General features: G+C 39.4%; 18 protein-coding genes and 1 pseudogene. 1 reads left to right on the forward strand and 18 read right to left on the reverse strand.

Going from position 1 to position 16,153, the window contains the following annotated elements:
• Positions 1-146 precede the first annotated feature (146 nt).
• From ACLV7W_RS08585 to ACLV7W_RS08670, 18 genes and pseudogenes are all read right to left on the reverse strand, one after another.
• The gene (locus ACLV7W_RS08585; protein WP_411865814.1) at positions 147-329 is read right to left on the reverse strand and encodes a hypothetical protein; all 183 of its coding nucleotides are present in this window, start codon (positions 327-329) and stop codon (positions 147-149) included.
• Positions 330-541: 212 nt separating this feature from the next.
• Complete coding sequence (gene rbfA / locus ACLV7W_RS08590; RefSeq protein ID WP_001273601.1) at positions 542-892, reverse strand: 30S ribosome-binding factor RbfA; 351 nt, start codon at positions 890-892, stop codon at positions 542-544.
• Between the two features lie 165 nt (positions 893-1,057).
• Positions 1,058-3,850, reverse strand: a complete 2,793-nt coding sequence (infB, locus tag ACLV7W_RS08595) for a translation initiation factor IF-2 (protein WP_411865815.1) — start codon at positions 3,848-3,850, stop codon at positions 1,058-1,060.
• A gap of 16 nt (positions 3,851-3,866) precedes the next feature.
• Positions 3,867-4,166 carry a YlxQ-related RNA-binding protein gene (locus ACLV7W_RS08600; protein ID WP_001041390.1) on the reverse strand — a complete coding sequence of 100 codons (300 nt, stop codon included), beginning with the start codon at positions 4,164-4,166 and terminating at the stop codon, positions 3,867-3,869.
• Positions 4,159-4,452, reverse strand: a complete 294-nt coding sequence (gene rnpM / locus ACLV7W_RS08605; protein WP_000857567.1) for an RNase P modulator RnpM — start codon at positions 4,450-4,452, stop codon at positions 4,159-4,161. The genes ACLV7W_RS08600 and rnpM overlap by 8 nt, the downstream gene beginning before the upstream one ends.
• Positions 4,453-4,473: 21 nt before the next feature.
• Positions 4,474-5,610: a transcription termination factor NusA gene (gene nusA / locus ACLV7W_RS08610; RefSeq protein ID WP_261096727.1), complete on the reverse strand. Its 1,137-nt coding sequence runs from the start codon at positions 5,608-5,610 to the stop codon at positions 4,474-4,476.
• Positions 5,611-5,653: 43 nt separating this feature from the next.
• Positions 5,654-6,133 (reverse strand): ribosome maturation factor RimP, encoded by a 480-nt coding sequence (gene rimP, locus ACLV7W_RS08615; RefSeq protein WP_049515952.1) that lies wholly within the window; start codon positions 6,131-6,133, stop codon positions 5,654-5,656.
• Between the two features lie 125 nt (positions 6,134-6,258).
• Complete coding sequence (gene trmB / locus ACLV7W_RS08620) at positions 6,259-6,894, reverse strand: tRNA (guanosine(46)-N7)-methyltransferase TrmB (RefSeq protein ID WP_033684787.1); 636 nt, start codon at positions 6,892-6,894, stop codon at positions 6,259-6,261.
• A complete protein-coding gene (gene ccrZ, locus ACLV7W_RS08625; RefSeq protein ID WP_000362999.1) occupies positions 6,891-7,685 on the reverse strand; it encodes a cell cycle regulator CcrZ in 795 nt (264 codons plus the stop codon). The genes trmB and ccrZ overlap by 4 nt, the downstream gene beginning before the upstream one ends.
• 161 nt (positions 7,686-7,846) lie before the next feature.
• Positions 7,847-8,458: a CPBP family intramembrane glutamic endopeptidase gene (locus ACLV7W_RS08630; protein ID WP_411865816.1), complete on the reverse strand. Its 612-nt coding sequence runs from the start codon at positions 8,456-8,458 to the stop codon at positions 7,847-7,849.
• Between the two features lie 29 nt (positions 8,459-8,487).
• Complete coding sequence (blpZ, locus tag ACLV7W_RS08635; RefSeq protein ID WP_125393110.1) at positions 8,488-8,736, reverse strand: immunity protein BlpZ; 249 nt, start codon at positions 8,734-8,736, stop codon at positions 8,488-8,490.
• A 58-nt stretch (positions 8,737-8,794) separates the two neighbouring features.
• Positions 8,795-9,199, reverse strand: a complete 405-nt coding sequence (locus ACLV7W_RS08640) for a hypothetical protein (RefSeq protein WP_033684782.1) — start codon at positions 9,197-9,199, stop codon at positions 8,795-8,797.
• Positions 9,200-10,253: 1,054 nt separating this feature from the next.
• Positions 10,254-10,547 (reverse strand): hypothetical protein, encoded by a 294-nt coding sequence (locus ACLV7W_RS08645; protein WP_033684780.1) that lies wholly within the window; start codon positions 10,545-10,547, stop codon positions 10,254-10,256.
• Positions 10,548-11,143: 596 nt separating this feature from the next.
• A complete protein-coding gene (locus tag ACLV7W_RS08650; protein WP_033684778.1) occupies positions 11,144-11,353 on the reverse strand; it encodes a Blp family class II bacteriocin in 210 nt (69 codons plus the stop codon).
• A 15-nt stretch (positions 11,354-11,368) separates the two neighbouring features.
• Complete coding sequence (locus ACLV7W_RS08655) at positions 11,369-11,617, reverse strand: Blp family class II bacteriocin (RefSeq protein ID WP_033684777.1); 249 nt, start codon at positions 11,615-11,617, stop codon at positions 11,369-11,371.
• Positions 11,618-11,862: 245 nt separating this feature from the next.
• Positions 11,863-12,900, reverse strand: coding sequence for a thioredoxin domain-containing protein (locus ACLV7W_RS08660; RefSeq protein ID WP_411865817.1), 1,038 nt, complete (start codon positions 12,898-12,900; stop codon positions 11,863-11,865).
• Positions 12,901-13,065: 165 nt separating this feature from the next.
• Positions 13,066-13,384: pseudogene (locus ACLV7W_RS08665) on the reverse strand (immunity protein).
• Positions 13,385-13,486: 102 nt separating this feature from the next.
• On the reverse strand, positions 13,487-13,717 hold the full coding sequence (locus ACLV7W_RS08670; protein WP_050390363.1) for a Blp family class II bacteriocin: 231 nt from the start codon (positions 13,715-13,717) through the stop codon (positions 13,487-13,489).
• A gap of 281 nt (positions 13,718-13,998) precedes the next feature.
• On the opposite strand from ACLV7W_RS08670, the gene blpA reads away from it, so the two are divergent.
• The gene (gene blpA, locus ACLV7W_RS08675; protein ID WP_411865818.1) at positions 13,999-16,152 is read left to right on the forward strand and encodes a peptide cleavage/export ABC transporter BlpA; all 2,154 of its coding nucleotides are present in this window, start codon (positions 13,999-14,001) and stop codon (positions 16,150-16,152) included.
• Position 16,153: the final 1 nt, after the last annotated feature.

Raw genomic sequence — 16,153 nt, forward strand, 5'->3', positions numbered from 1 at the left:
AGATAAGTTTAAAAAGCCAATCCAATATTTTAAATAATATCTTGTAAAACAGCAATTGGACCGCAAAAGAGATGATCATCCACAGGAATTTCACAATTCCAATAATCGGTTTGATAAAAATGATGGCAAGAAGACCCAGAAAAATTTCATTCTCTCTCCTCTGGCTTGATGAGCCACCGAGCCGTATCCATTAACTTGTCTTCAATAAAGAGTTTCCCCAGACCGACAACGGCATGGTCATCTTTCTTTATCGTTTTCATTACTTTTACACCTTGCATGGTCAAAAAGTAATTCCCGTAAGTTTTAGCTAGAGTTTTTATGAGTCCCATATTATCTTCCCTCGTTTAACTACACTTTCAAAATATTAACGATACCAGCCTTGCTGGCTATTGCTGAAAAATCGTTCTCTCTCACTCTTTTTATTTCCTATAATATCATACAAGTTGAATTTTATAAAGCTTTTTAATATAACTCTGGAAATATTCCGCCAGCATGTTTTATTGCCTTTTCCCCCACAAAAAAAGAGGGTTTCCCCTCCTTTTTAGTTCTTATCCAGATTGCGTAGCATCTCGTCAATCTTGTTTCCATATTCGATGGATTCGTCTTTGACGAAAGTCAAATCTGGGATTTTGTACAATTTCAAATTGCGACCAAGTTCACGTTTGATAGTACCAGTTGCTTTTTCAAGCCCGATTTGAGCTTTTTGATTATCTGAAGCAAGGTTACTCAAAATGGTGTAGTAAACCTTGGCAACGGACAAGTCACCTAGCATCTGAACATCTGTAATGGTCACACCTTGGACACGCGGATCACGGACTTTCTTTTGCAAAATCTCATTGACTTCACGCTTGATTTCCATGCCCACACGGTCCGTACGGAAATGATTTGCCATGATATTCCTTTCTCTACTTTGAACCAAAAGCTAGGCCAGCAGACCTAGCTATTTCTATTGGATAGAGGAACTAGAGCCATTTGAATCTAGGAAACAAGCCTTAGATAGAACTGAAGTTCATCAAGGCGATGTTGACGACGAGTCAAATGAGCTATCGTTTCTCTATTATCGTTTGATTTCTTCCATGACATAAGCCTCAATCACATCATCCATCTTGATATCATTGTAGCCGTCGATCATCAATCCACCTTCACGACCGTTTGTAACTTCTTTGACGTCGTCTTTGTAGTGTTTCAAGCTTGCGAGTTCGCCGTCATAGATAACGACACCGTCACGGATAACACGAACTTTAGAGTCACGGGTAACCTTACCGTTGATAACCATGAATCCACCGATAGTTCCCACTTTAGACACCTTGAAGGTTTCACGAATAACTGCTTCACCGATAACTTTTTCTTCGAATTCTGGATCAAGCATCCCTTTCATAGCTTCTTCCATCTCTTCGATAACCTTGTAGATAATGCTGTGGAGACGGATCTCAACATCGTCAGCTTCTGCTTGTTGACGAGCTTGTGGTGTAGGGCGTACGTTGAAACCAACGATAAAGGCATTTGAAGCTTCGGCAAGGGTTACGTCTGATTCGTTGATAGCACCGACCGCTGAGTGAACGATAGTAACTTTAACACCTTCCACATCGATTTTCTGAAGTGAGGCAGAAAGGGCTTCAACAGAACCTTGTACGTCGGCCTTGATGATAACGTTAACTGACTTGAGTTCACCAGCTTTAAGGGTATCAAAGAGGTTTTCAAGGCTAACACGTTGAGTAGCTTGACGTTGTTTCATGAGGGCACGTTTGGCACGCTCTTCACCTGCTGCACGCGCAGATTTTTCATCTTCGTAAACAGCAAAGTGGTCACCCGCCATTGGCGCTTCGTTCAAACCTGTGATTGACACTGGTGTTGATGGCCCTGCAACCTTAACACGACGACCAAGGTCGTTGGTCATAGCACGGACACGACCGAAGGTATTTCCGACAACGATTGGGTCTTGAACATTCAAGGTACCTTGTTGAACAAGAAGGGTTGCGACCGCACCTTTTCCTTTATCCAAGCGCGCTTCGATAACTGTACCGATAGCACGAACTGTTGGGTCTGCCTTGAGTTCTTGGATTTCAGCGACAAGAAGGACTGTTTCCAACAATTCTTCGATATTTTGGTTGAATTTAGCTGAGATTTCAACAAATTCAGAATCTCCACCCCAAGCAGTTGACATAACTCCATGCTCTGCCAATTCACCGATAACGCGTTCTGGGTTAGCACCTGGTTTATCAATCTTGTTAATGGCTACGATGATTGGAACGTTGGCCGCTTTTGAGTGGTTAATGGCTTCGATAGTCTGAGGCATAACCCCGTCATCTGCCGCTACGACCAAGATAGTAATATCGGTAACAGAAGCACCACGCGCGCGCATAGATGTAAAGGCCGCGTGTCCTGGTGTATCAAGGAAGGTAATCTTCTTGCCATTTTCCACGATTTGGTAGGCACCGATATGCTGAGTGATACCACCTGCTTCACCTGTCGCAACACGAGAGTTACGAAGGGTATCTAGGAGTGTTGTTTTACCGTGGTCAACGTGTCCCATGATAGTTACAACTGGTGGACGCTCAACCAATTCATCTTCATTGAGATAACCATCTTCGACAAAGAAACGTTCGATGTCGGCATTATCCACTTCAACCTTTTGTTTGGCTTCAATACCATAATCCACCATGAGGAGTTCAATTGTTTCCCCATCCAAAGATTGGTTTTGTGTGGCCATGACACCCATCATAAAGAGTTTCTTAACGATTTCAGCTGGTTCACGTTTGATACGTTTTGCGATTTCCGCAACGGTCATACCATCTGTATATTCAAATTCTGTTGGCAATTCATGGAATTTACGCTCCGTAACAGGTTTTGGAGTCTGATTGCGGTTGTTCTTGTTATTGCCTTTTTTGTTCTTTTTGTTGTTATTCCAGTTACTATTCTTTTGATTTCTCACTTGATTTTGACTACTTCGATTCTTTTGTTGTTTTCTAGGACCATCTTCTTCGTGATCATAATCATCACGTTCTTTGTCTGGTCGAGCTTGTTTTTTACGACGTGTATCCACTGGCGCTTCTTTAGCTACAGGAGCTGGTTCAACCACTGCTTGAACTTGTTGCGCTTGTTCAGCTAACTTAGCCACTTCTTCAAAGATTTCCTCTGGCTCCTTGCGTTTGTTAGCTTGGGCCAAGGCTTCTTTGGCAGCTTGAGTCTGCTTGAAACGTTCCTCACTTGAACGTGCGTACTCTGCATTTTGCTCTGCTTTTAGGGCTGCTGCACGGGCTTTAAAGTCAACACGTGGAGCCGCTTGATGTGGACGTTTGTCCTCTTGTTGACGGCGCTCATTTCCACGATTTTGCTGACCTTGCGGTTTCTTAGCTTGATCGTTAAAACGACGATTATCGCGCTTGCCTTGACCTTGTTTTCCACCATTGCGACCGTCGTTTTTCTGACGGTTTCCGTTTTGTTGTTGGTCACGGTTATTGCCCTTGTTTTGCTTGCGTCGTTCTGCCTGCTCTTTGGCACGGGCTTCACGCTCAGCCTTAAAATTACGGCTTTGCGGTTTAGCTGCTACTTTTTCGGCCTTCGGAGCGACTGGCTCAGCAGGTTTTGCCTCTTCCTTAGCTACAGCTGGTTTAGCTGGCTCAGATTTTCCGGCTTTCTTTTCTACACTTGCTTTTGGTGTTGCAGGTTTTGCTTCTGCTTTCGGAGCAGCTGCAGGCTTAAAGCTGGCAGCGATTTTTGCAGCGACAGCTTCTTCCACACTTGATGAGTGGCTTTTCACATCCAAGCCCAACTCTTTTGCACGCGCTACAACTTCTTTACTTTCTTTTCCAAGTTCTTTTGCGATTTCGTACAATCTTTTCTTAGACAAATCATGTCCTCCTCTTCTATTCCATAAGAGACCTCATTTTCTTTGTAAATCCAGCATCTGTTACAGCCAAAACCTTTCTCGATTTTCCGACTGCTATGCTTAATTCCAGTGTTGAAAACACGGTTACAATTTCTACTTGATAATAATGACTTTTATCTTGAATCTTCTTGGTCAGATTGGGTCCAGCATCATGGGCTAGAAAGACCAACTTGGCCTTGCCATCTTGAATGGCCTTGACCACCAATTCTTCACCCGATATAATCCGCCCTGCTCTCTGAGCAAGTCCCAAGAGATTGCTTATCTTTTGCTTATTCAAGTCCTAACTCTCTTCTTTTCACTTTGTGATCCACATAAGCGATCAACTCGTCATAAAAGCTTTCTTCTACTTCCATGTCAAAGCTACGGTTAAAGACCTTCTTCTTTTTCGCCTCTAGGGCTTCTTTATTGTCTAGCTTGATATAAGCGCCGCGGCCATTGGCCTTGCCTGTCGGATCGATAAAGACTTGTCCTTCTTTGTTCTTGACAATGCGGAGCAAATCACGCTTATCAATCACTTCATTGGACACAACAGACTTGCGCAAAGGGATTTTTCTCGTTTTCATCTTTCCCTCCTCTAGCAGCTTTTATTCTTCTACAGTATCGTTTTCTGCTTCCAAATCTACCGAAGCAGCTTCTTCCATGGCTTCAAATTCGCTAGCAGACTTGATATCGATACGGTAACCAGTCAAGTGAGCTGCCAAGCGAACGTTTTGCCCACGACGACCGATGGCAAGAGAAAGCTTGTTATCAGGAACAACCACCAAGGCACGTTTGCTGTCGTTTTCATCAAAGATAACTTGGTCAACCTCTGCAGGTGCGATAGCATTGTAGATAAACTCAGCTGGATCTGCTACCCACTCGATAACGTCAATGTTTTCTTCGACAGGAATCATGCGGTCACTCTTAGCATCGTAACGAGCTGGGTGGAATTTGCTGGTGATTTTCTTGATATTAGCACCACCACGTCCAACGATTGTCCCGATAGCGTCCACGTTTGGATTGTGGCTACGAACGGCAACTTTCGTACGGTCACCAGCTTCACGAGCCACGCTCATGATTTCGACAGTTCCATCGTAGACTTCTGGAATTTCTTGCTCCATCAAGCGTTTGATCATTTCAGGATGGCTACGGCTAACAAAGACGTTGACACCACGAGGGTTGTCTTCAACCTTGTAGACATATACTTCGATACGGTCGTGGGAAGCAAACACTTCTCCAGGGATTTGGTCTTGTTTTGACAATTGGGCTTCGATGCTACCAAGGTTGACATAGATAAAGCGGTTGTCAAAGCGTTCTACTGTACCAGACATGATTTCTTGCTCATGTTCTTTGTAAGTATTGTACGTGATGGCACGTGTTTGCTTGCGCATTTTTTCCATGATGGTTTGTTTGGCAGATTGAGCTGCTACACGACCAAACTCAGCAGGTGCTTCTTCAAACTTGATTTTGTCACCAAGTTCATAGGCTGAATTAATGGCAAGAGCATCTTTCAAGCTGATTTCCAAACGGCTATCAAATACTTCATCAACTACTTCACGGACAGTATAAACTGTAAAGTCACCTGTTTTTTCGTTAAAGTCAATAGCTACGCTGTCTGATTGACCATAGCGTCTGCGATAAGCGGAACGAAGCGACTCTACTACTGCGTCGATGATATCTTCTTTTTTGATTCCCTTGTCTTCTTCCAAAATGCGGAAGGCCTCTAGCATTTCTTTACTCATGTTTTCTTCACTTTTGAATCCTCAAAAGCTATCCTTTCTTTTTCTATAATTTAACTGCTAAACGTGCTTTTGATACTAAACTGTATGGAATTTGGACAGTTTTCTTACGCGTCTTGTCCATATATTCCATGGTCAACTCGTCCTCTTCGAAGGCCACCAAGGTTCCTTCAAAGACCTTTTGCTTATCGATGGCTTGGTAGAGCCCGACATGGATGTATTTCCCAACCGCTCCAGCAACGGCATCTTTGGTTTTCAAAGGACGTTCCAAGCCTGGACTGGTGATTTCTAGGAAATATTGTTCTGGGAAGGGATCTGGCTTGATGGTATCTAGGACAGGACTGATAATTTCTGTCAAGTCTGCCGTGTCGTTCAAGGTAATTCCTTCAGGTTTATCTACAAAAATACTGAGAATCATGTCACTGCCAATCTTTCCATACTCGATATCCACGAGTTCGAAAGGCGCTTCTATGACAGGTTCTACAACTTCTCTGACTAATTCTACAATTGTTGCGATTGCGTCCACCTCCTCATAAGCAAGAGGCGAAGATATTTCCCCGCCTCACTTTTCATATTCTTACTCTTAGTATAGCACGTTTGCCAACTTATGTAAAGCAAAAGCACTTATACAGCCTGATTTCAGGATATTTCTTAAAATTCTGCCTCAACTCGGTAGATAACTTGCCCCTTGTTGGAGAATTTTTGCTCGTATTCTGTCATGACATTGCCTTCAAAATCACTGGCATGCAAATCTAGCCAGACACCATTGAGTTTCATACCATACTGAGAAAAACTAACTAGGCTGTATTCAAACAAGCCACGATTATCCGTCTTGAAATGAATTTCTCCATTTTCAGGCAAGATGCGCTTGAAGGTATCCAAGAAGGTCTTGTAGGTCAAACGGCGCTTTTCATGGCGTTTTTTCGGCCATGGATCTGAAAAATTCAGATACAAGCGATCAATCTCACCGTCTTCAAAGTAGTCAGTCAAGTCAGAACCATCTACCCACAAGAGCTTGATGTTAGGCACTCCAACTTCAAGCACCTTGTCCAAAGCGTAGCTCAAAACAGACTTTTGAATATCAATCCCGATATAGTTGATGTCAGGGTTTTGCTTGGCCATACCTGAAACAAAGGCACCCTTTCCACTTCCAACTTCCACATGAATGGGATTATCATTGCAAAACAAGTTCCGCCATTTTCCCTTGGCTTCTAAGGGATTGAGGACCACATACTGGGGATTTGCCTCTAGTAATTCTGTCGCCCCTTTACGATTTCTAACTCTCATCTTCTCTTTCCATACTTGTCTCGGAAGTGACGCAAGCCATGGATCTCCCGATTGACATTTTCTAAATCTTGGTTCATATAATACTTGGAAATCTGGCTCAAGTAAGACAATTGACCGTACCAATACAATTTATTTAATACCGTTTGATTGTACTTGTAACCGTAGTAGGTCAACCATTCCTTCCACTGATGTTCTGGAATATAATGGCAGAGCATATGGGCCACATCAAACATGCGATCGGTCAAGCGAACCGAATCCCAATCCACCAAATAAATCAAGCCACTGTCTGTCTCAATCCAATTACTATGTCGTACATCTCCATGGACAATGGTCGCATGGTCCTCTCTAAATCCTGGAATAGTCTGACGTAAATCAGCCATCACTTCACTGATAAAATGATTTTTACGCAAAGCATCTGGAGCCGTTTCCTGCCAAGACTGTAGTAAATCTACAGGTGTTTCCATGGCATATCCCAAACGACTCAACTGTGTCATCAACGGGCGTGAGCGATGAAGGCGGGTCAAAATATTGACGATTTGTTTACGATTCATATCATAGGGGGTCAATATTTTGCCTGTCAACCATTCTTGAGCACACATATCACGTCCATCTGCCAAACGGCGACTCCATAATAATTGTGGAGCAATTTGTTCTCTAGCTAGACCAGGTAGGATTGGAGAGGTGTTCATTTTTACAAAGATACGCTTCCCATCAGGATAGCTACCCATATAAGCTTTGCCACTTTTCCCAGGTATGGGAGTCAGTGTTAGCTCATTATCACCCAAATCCATTTCTTTCCTCCGTATAAAGTTTCCTTACTATTCTACTAGTTTTTGGCCTATTCGTCAACCGCTCCACACCCGATTCTCAAAGAAAAGCCTCTGGATTGGCTTGGGTATCATTATAGAAAGAAAAAGGCAAGCACCGTCTTCTGCTTACCTTTTCATGATTTTTATAAATAATATAAGAGTGGCCAAGCATTGTAAAACATGTGAACTAGAGTAGAAACCCATAGGTTTTGGCTCTTTTTATAAGCAAAGCCCAGCAACAAGCCCCCCAGTAGATAATAGAAAAACGAAGGGATATCATAAGGTTCATGCATAAAAGAAAAGAGAGAGGAAGTCAGTACAAGCCCTAACCAAGAATTGTCAAAAACAGCACCCTGAAGAAGTCCTCTAAACAGGAGTTCCTCATGGATAGGGGCCAAAACTGTGGCACTTACAATAAAGGAAAGCGAAAGTCCTTTACTCGTTTCCTCAAGGTGTTGAGCCGAAGCACCAGAAGCAACTGAGAAAAAGGCATGATAACCTATATTTACCAGCACAGTGAGAAGAAAGATTCCAATGAACAGCATGAGTTGTTTCTTGCTTAACATCCCAAAAGAAATCATGTCAAACCATTTCGCATAGCCAAAACTAAGGAAAAGCAAGAGACTCTTTATAATAATGAATGTGTACTGGTGTTGAAAATAATCCCCTTGATTGACGGAATATCCCGCTGTACCAATGATTGCAAATACTAAAAATCCCAAAAACAAGGCATGACACTTATTGAAAATGGCCATAAAGCTATCCTCCTCACCAAACAGACTTCCTACACGTCATTCTTTAGATCTAGTCTTTCCAAAACAAACCATTTGAGTAACCAAAATCCGACCACGTAGCCAGCCCCTAAGAATATAGCCATTAAAGCTAGCATGGAATTTAGGGAATTAAAGACCACCGCAGATACAAAGGTTAGCACAAAAACATTAAAGGCAATGGTGTCAGAAGCCAAGACCAGAATATAAGGTGTCAACCAGTCTAAGGTTTTGGAATCTAGGAAAAATAAGTGTTTATACATGATAATCTCCTCCTGCCAGTCTATAGACTAGCCCCAGATTAAGAAGAAAACTCTTCCCCTACTTTTTATAATACTTCAATCCCCAAATGAGCAGAAGCATGATAATCAAGCAGAGAATAGCGCCAATATAGGCAATTAATTGTTGATAGAATTCTCCTGCTGTGACACCTCTATACAAACAAATAATAGACATAAAACCTGTCAAACCAATGAACATAAGTTGATTTGTTCTAGGACTAACCAAATCATCATCTTCAAACTCTCTTATCCTCATCTCCCTAGTGAGGTAAACAGTAACTAAAATTGAAGCCAAGTTAAGAACCACTAAAAGAAATTGGAAAACCAAGGAAAAATTTAAAAACTGACGAGATAGAAATAGATAAGTAGAGACAAGTAAGGGCAACTGACCTAGGAACAGTCTCGCAAGGAAGACGTTCCGTTTTTTAGCAAGAAAAGTTTTCATTTCTTTGCTCCTTTCTTTTTAGTTAAAGCAAAATAGATCACAACCGCAATCATATAGGCTATGGTATAAAATAGATGATACCAAATACTCTCCCTAAGCGGATAAAGAAGGGTAGACATGATCAGATATAGAACGAAAATAATCAGTATTTTTTTCTTCATAAAATTTCCTCCTAAATGTATGCTTTATCTTAGTTTAGTTACAACCTTTACACTGTTAGTATAGCACTCATTTTATCCTTGGATCACTCAAATCATAAATGGTCATCAAAACATCTTGAATTGTTAAAAAATTTAAAAAGCAAGCATGAAAAACATACTTGCCCTGAGGGAAGTTGACAATGTGAAAATACAAAATAGAGAACTACTCACCCTCACTTCCGTATGTTCTCATATATTCTCATGATCGCAACAAGGATAGCAGCTGTCCCACTTGCCAAAACGAGAAGGGTAATAATAATGTTGAAGATTTCAGGCGTACTCCCTATTCTGTTGATAAGACGGAGTAGGGATATAACTGTCAACTGAATCAGGAGTATTGATTCTACTCTTACCAGTGAAGTCAGTCGGTTTTCAACTGCATATAAAAAGGCTGGTAGCAAAACACAGGCTATAGCAATCACAAACAGGTTGCTCCCCGTTTCTTCTCCCTTGTTCACCACGGAAATCATGAGAAGATTAGATGCTATGATTAACGTAGAACAGATGATAAAAAAGGATTTCTTATTCATTTAATATACCTCACATACTATGGTAAAAGTCAAACTGGACAAAGACAAACTTTAACTGTTAGCTTCTGAAAATTGAAACATTGTTTTTGTATTCACGAGGAATGCCTTTTTTTATTTTCGTCCTGTTAGAATACCGTTGCTTGTACTCCATCAAGCAACCCCATTCCATTAGATAGTATGTTGTCTAGCTCCTCCATCTTTTCATCTGAAAATGTTATTTTTCAGCGTTGATTGCTTTTTCATAGGTTGCTATCGTCCTTGATAACACCATCTTCCCATATTCTTCTCCAAGTGACTTCTTTCTCCTTGCCATTTTTTACCCCTTTATTTTACATTTTTTAGTTCTGAGTGTTGTTTTTTTTCTTCCTCTTCGTCTTCTTTTCTTTTATTCTTTTTATAATCGTTTAGCAGTTCAAAACCTTTATCAAAAGCAAAAAAACCTAAACCTAAAGAAAACGGTGCTCCGACTATTTCTATAACTTTTGCCCACCTTGTCCCAAAATCTTCTGAAAAATAAGCAAGCGCCCCGACGGCTAAAACTGCTAAGATTAAAAAATATGCTCCAAAATCTGCACTTTCTGTTACTTTAGCTTTTTCTGTTCTACTATTTTTACTCATGATAATTTCCTTTCATTTTTAACTTTTCTACTTCCGCTAATACTAACTATTTACCATGCTTTTTTACCTATGCATTAACTACTATTTAACCCTCTAAAAGTGGTTAGTTTTCTGCCTTCCTCTCCTCGCTACCTCACGATAGTCAGGCCTGGGAATCATTATTGGGTTCACCAGTAGCAGGTGTCCACCGAGGACTTACACCTCAGATATACGACATGCCCGTCGTACTTAAAAAAGAAAGGATGAAATTCGTCCTTTCTTGATCTTAGCTTTTCTTCAACTCACTACAGTTGACAATGAGCCAAAGGATAGTTAATAACCTATTGAAGTGTCAAATGTTGCTAACTCCATTGATCTTCAAATTTAAATAGGCACATTATCGGAGTTATCAGTAAGAAAAAATCTAACCAGTTCAAATAATTCATAATATAGGATATAATACCAGCCATAACGAAAAGGTACAAAGCTGTACGATATCCTCTCTTTTGGTTTTTATCAGCCTTGGTGTTAAAAATAATGTACACACAACAAATTGCAATGAGTATAAGCTGAATCATAGTTTCGTTTAACATATTAACACTCATTCCTTTTTAAAACTATTTTGGTGGTCTCAATCCATAAGCTACAAAGCCACCTACTATAGCGCCTCCTGCTGCGCAAATAAAGTAAGCTTGGGGGCCTCCAGCAATACAAGATTGTCCTGCCTGAAATGCACCCGACAAGGCTCCTACAAGTACATCTCCTCCCAATCCACCTCCAGAAATATTACTTAATTCTTGATTATCTACTATTTTGTAATTAAACATAATTTCTATTCCCTTCTATGACCAAATATTATCAGCAATTGCAGTAAAAGAACCACCAAGTTTAGCTCCAGCCCAAGCACAGGCAGCAGTCATAGCCCATGTGGCACCACCAGTAAGGAGTCCTCCTACCCCACACATAGCAACTCCGATACCTGCTCCATAGACAGCTCCTTTTCCTACTGTTCCCCAATCAGTTCCTCCCTCAATGCTAGCCAGCATTTCAGTATCCAAAACATCAAATTGAGTCATTGTTTTTGTTTCCATGAGGAATACCTCCTTTTTTATTTTTAATTTTTGTCTTGTTGCAACTTTGACAAGTTTAGTATATCATCGTTTATTAATTTTTTTCATCCAAATCTTGAATTGTCATCGAAACGTCTTGAATTGTTAAAAAATTTAAAAAGCAAGCATTAAAAACATACTTGCCCTTTCACTCTTGTCTATAGGCAAATTCTAACCATATGTTATTACAAACAAATAGTATCATTTCACCTGTTTACCATCTATTTTTATTTATGAATTTTTTGTTTCATTTTAATCATTATAGAAGCCATAAAAAACGCGACAGCTAGCCGAATCAGTTGGTAACTTTCTTCCTCGCCTGTTTTCGGTAATAATTTTTCATTCGAAGTAATAGATTCGCTTACATAATCAGTCCCCTTAACATCAGTTGAAGGAGTTTTATTTTCTTGAGCAGCATCAAAAATAGGTTTGAGAGTTTCCAATTGATTCTTATTGTCTAACATTGCTAAATTGTCAGATTGAGTAGTTTTAGCTTTAGAAGTTGAGTTTGTACTCTCCACTTTCCCACTATTTTCGCTATTAGAATTGGGATTATCATTGGATATTTTCATTTCGGTTCTTTTTTCATCACTCATACCTTTGCTGTCGCTTACAACTTTATTACTAATACTCATGCTGTCACTTCTAGTATTCTCATCACGGACACTTTCAGTTACTGTTTCCTCAGAAGGTTTCACTGTCTCCGTTTGCTTAGGTGAGTTTCTCGAGTACATATAATCATACACCTGCTGTGCAGTTGCTCCGCCACCAACCCATCCAGATATCGGATGTCCATTTTTTAAATACAAAATTGTTGGTGTTCCTGGAATACCGACTTTTTTAAATAGAAACTCTCTCGCTTCCCCATCAAAATCCTTACCATCCAAATCATAATACTCTAACTTCTTTTCAATCAAGTTATTAAATTCTTTCAATTCAGGAGAAAATTGACGACAATGAGAGCAAGTTTTTCTACCAAAATAAATAGTATGTTCCAATTGATCCTCTGTAAAAGATTGACGTACAGCTTCAATATCTATCTTTTTAAAGTCCGTAACATTCTTCTCATACTCTTCTGGGGTTACAACAGAAGGTTTATGCTCCACCTTTTCCTTAGTCGATGGCAAATCTGGTGCCACAACAGAACTATCATTCGCCTGGATAGATGAAGTAGTAGGCTGTTCTTCTGCATATACAACACCCGTAGTAATAGATGCAAATACAAGTGGTACAAGTAATAGCGATTTTATCTTTTGATTCTTCATAAGAATACTCCTTTACATTTGTTATCTTTATCTTACCTTATTTAATATTACAAATTCATATAAATCTTAAATGGTCATCGAAACATCTTGAATTGCAAAAAATTCATTATAAAAAGGTAAGTATTGCGAAAACACTTACCCTTTTCTTTTATACTTCATTAAGCTCTACTTTTTATAATACTTCAAGCCCCACATAAGCAGAAGCATGATAATTAAGCAGAGAACAGCGCCAATATAAGCGATTAGTTGTTGATAGGATTCTGCTACTGTGATACCTCTATACAAATAGATAATAGACATAAAACCTGTCAAGCCGATATACATAAGTTGATTGGTTCTAGGACTAACCAAATCATCATTTACTTCTATTTAAGATCATGTCTTTTATGCTAATGTATGTTAACACTAAAAAACAAGTTAGGCCAATAATATTCAAAATGAATAGCAATGGGGTTAAGTCTCTAAAAAAATTAGCCACTGACATTATAAGAAATACTATACATAATATAGTCGAAACTATCTTTTTCTTGTTCATAATTATTTACTCCGTTCCAACTAAATTCAGCTTAGTAATGAAGAGCGATTTTTAACAGAATGTAGCAGCACCCGTTGCCGCTCCGCCCCAAAAACCAGCAGCAGCTCCAGATACAGTACCAATGATAGGTAGCGTTACAGTGCCCACAGCACCACCAGCAACTCCTCCAGTCAATGCACCTCCAACTACACCGAGTCCACATTTTATCCAACCGCCACCTTCAATACAAGCAAGCACATCAGTATCCATAATCTCAAATTGTTCCATCATTTTTGTATTCATGACAAATACTCCTTTTTTATTTTTAATTTTTGTCCTGTTGCAACTTTGACAATTTCAGTATAGCACTATTTGTTAAAGTTTTTCATCCAAATCTTGAATTGTCATCGAACCGTCTTAAATTAGCTTTTTTATTTAAAACCACCTCTAAAATTTTTTTAAAAGATAATTTCTAATCACTTTTTTACCATTCAGGAAGTTTCAATGACTATTCAAGATTTTATAAAGCACGAAATTGTTTTTATGTCATAATAGACCTATCCACTATATGAAAGGAATTGCCAATGACTTCTTATAAACGTACATTTGTTCCTCAAATAGATGCTAGAGACTGCGGTGTTGCTGCCTTAGCCTCGATTGCTAAATTCTATGGTTCAGATTTTTCTCTAGCTCACTTGAGAGAACTTGCAAAGACCAATAAAGAAGGGACGACTGCTCTTGGCATTGTAAAAGCCGCTGATGAAATGGGCTTTGAAACAAGACCTGTTCAAGCAGATAAAACGCTCTTTGATATGAGTGATGTCCCCTATCCTTTTATCGTTCACGTTAACAAAGAAGGAAAACTCCAACATTACTATGTTGTCTATCAAACAAAGAAAGACTATCTGGTTATTGGTGATCCTGACCCTTCTGTAAAAATCACCAAAATGTCAAAAGAACGCTTTTTCTCTGAATGGACTGGAGTAGCTATTTTTCTAGCTCCCAAACCTAGCTATCAACCCCATAAAGATAAAAAGAATGGTCTACTAAGCTTCCTTCCTCTGATTTTCAAACAAAAATCTCTCATTGCTTACATTGTTCTCTCAAGCTTATTGGTCACGATTATCAATATAGGTGGTTCTTATTATCTCCAAGGAATCTTGGATGAATACATTCCAAATCAGATGAAATCAACTTTAGGAATCATCTCAGTTGGTCTGGTTGTAACCTATATCCTCCAACAAGTCATGGGCTTCTCCAGAGATTATCTCCTAACTGTTCTGAGTCAGAGATTAAGTATTGATGTGATTTTATCCTATATTCGCCATATTTTTGAACTTCCTATGTCTTTCTTTGCGACACGTCGCACAGGAGAAATCATTTCACGGTTCACAGATGCTAACTCTATTATAGATGCCTTGGCTTCTACCATTCTTTCTCTTTTTCTGGATGTTTCTATTCTGATTCTTGTAGGGGGAGTCTTGCTGGCACAAAACCCTAATCTCTTCCTTCTTTCTCTTATTTCTATTCCTATATACATGTTCATCATCTTTTCTTTTATGAAGCCTTTCGAAAAAATGAACCATGATGTCATGCAAAGTAATTCTATGGTTAGCTCTGCCATTATCGAAGATATCAACGGGATTGAAACTATCAAGTCGCTCACGAGTGAAGAAAATCGCTATCAAAATATAGACAGCGAATTTGTAGATTATTTAGAAAAATCCTTTAAGCTCAGTAAATATTCTATTTTACAAACAAGTTTAAAGCAGGGAACAAAATTAGTTCTGAATATCCTTATCCTATGGTTTGGCGCTCAATTAGTCATGTCGAGTAAAATTTCTATCGGTCAGCTGATTACCTTTAACACACTTCTTTCTTACTTTACAACTCCTATGGAAAATATTATCAACCTCCAAACCAAACTCCAATCTGCGAAGGTCGCTAATAACCGTTTGAACGAAGTCTATCTAGTCGAATCTGAATTTCAAGTTCAAGAAAACCCTGTTCATTCACATTTTTTGATGGGCGATATTGAATTCGATGACCTTTCTTATAAGTATGGTTTTGGACGAGATACCTTAACAGATATTAATCTCACGATTAAACAAGGAGATAAGGTTAGCCTAGTTGGAGTTAGTGGTTCTGGTAAAACAACTTTAGCCAAAATGATTGTCAATTTCTTTGAACCCTACAAAGGACATATTTCCATCAATCATCAGGATATTAAAAACATTGATAAAAAAGTCTTGCGCCGTCATATTAATTACCTACCCCAACAAGCCTATATCTTTAATGGCTCTATCTTGGAAAATTTAACCTTGGGCGGTAATCATATGATTAGCCAAGAAGATATTCTAAGAGCTTGTGAATTAGCTGAAATCCGTCAAGACATTGAAAGAATGCCTATGGGCTATCAAACTCAGCTCTCTGATGGAGCTGGTCTATCAGGAGGACAAAAGCAACGAATCGCTCTCGCTCGTGCTCTTTTAACTAAAGCTCCTGTTCTAATACTAGATGAAGCTACTAGCGGTCTTGATGTCTTGACTGAGAAAAAAGTTATAGATAATCTTATGTCCCTAACTGATAAAACCATTCTCTTTGTAGCCCATCGTCTCAGTATAGCCGAACGAACTAACCGTGTCATTGTTCTTGACCAGGGGAAAATCATTGAAGTTGGTAGTCACCAAGAGTTAATGCAGGCGCAAGGCTTCTACCATCATCTATTCAATAAATAAG

The organism is Streptococcus mitis, from assembly GCF_965111735.1.
GTDB lineage: Bacteria > Bacillota > Bacilli > Lactobacillales > Streptococcaceae > Streptococcus > Streptococcus mitis_DR.

Coding starts and splice junctions, on each gene's coding strand:
- ACLV7W_RS08660 (WP_411865817.1), bottom strand. CDS start 12,900: ATGAAGAATCAAAAGATAAAATCGCTATTACTTGTACCACTTGTATTT.
- ACLV7W_RS08655 (WP_033684777.1), bottom strand. CDS start 11,617: ATGGAAACAAAAACAATGACTCAATTTGATGTTTTGGATACTGAAATG.
- trmB (WP_033684787.1), bottom strand. CDS start 6,894: ATGAGAGTTAGAAATCGTAAAGGGGCGACAGAATTACTAGAGGCAAAT.
- blpA (WP_411865818.1), top strand. CDS start 13,999: ATGACTTCTTATAAACGTACATTTGTTCCTCAAATAGATGCTAGAGAC.
- ACLV7W_RS08630 (WP_411865816.1), bottom strand. CDS start 8,458: ATGGCCATTTTCAATAAGTGTCATGCCTTGTTTTTGGGATTTTTAGTA.
- ACLV7W_RS08650 (WP_033684778.1), bottom strand. CDS start 11,353: ATGTTTAATTACAAAATAGTAGATAATCAAGAATTAAGTAATATTTCT.
- nusA (WP_261096727.1), bottom strand. CDS start 5,610: ATGAGTAAAGAAATGCTAGAGGCCTTCCGCATTTTGGAAGAAGACAAG.
- ACLV7W_RS08670 (WP_050390363.1), bottom strand. CDS start 13,717: ATGAATACAAAAATGATGGAACAATTTGAGATTATGGATACTGATGTG.
- rnpM (WP_000857567.1), bottom strand. CDS start 4,452: ATGAAAACGAGAAAAATCCCTTTGCGCAAGTCTGTTGTGTCCAATGAA.
- ACLV7W_RS08640 (WP_033684782.1), bottom strand. CDS start 9,199: ATGAAAACTTTTCTTGCTAAAAAACGGAACGTCTTCCTTGCGAGACTG.
- ACLV7W_RS08645 (WP_033684780.1), bottom strand. CDS start 10,547: ATGAGTAAAAATAGTAGAACAGAAAAAGCTAAAGTAACAGAAAGTGCA.
- ccrZ (WP_000362999.1), bottom strand. CDS start 7,685: ATGGATTTGGGTGATAATGAGCTAACACTGACTCCCATACCTGGGAAA.
- ACLV7W_RS08585 (WP_411865814.1), bottom strand. CDS start 329: ATGGGACTCATAAAAACTCTAGCTAAAACTTACGGGAATTACTTTTTG.
- blpZ (WP_125393110.1), bottom strand. CDS start 8,736: ATGTATAAACACTTATTTTTCCTAGATTCCAAAACCTTAGACTGGTTG.
- rbfA (WP_001273601.1), bottom strand. CDS start 892: ATGGCAAATCATTTCCGTACGGACCGTGTGGGCATGGAAATCAAGCGT.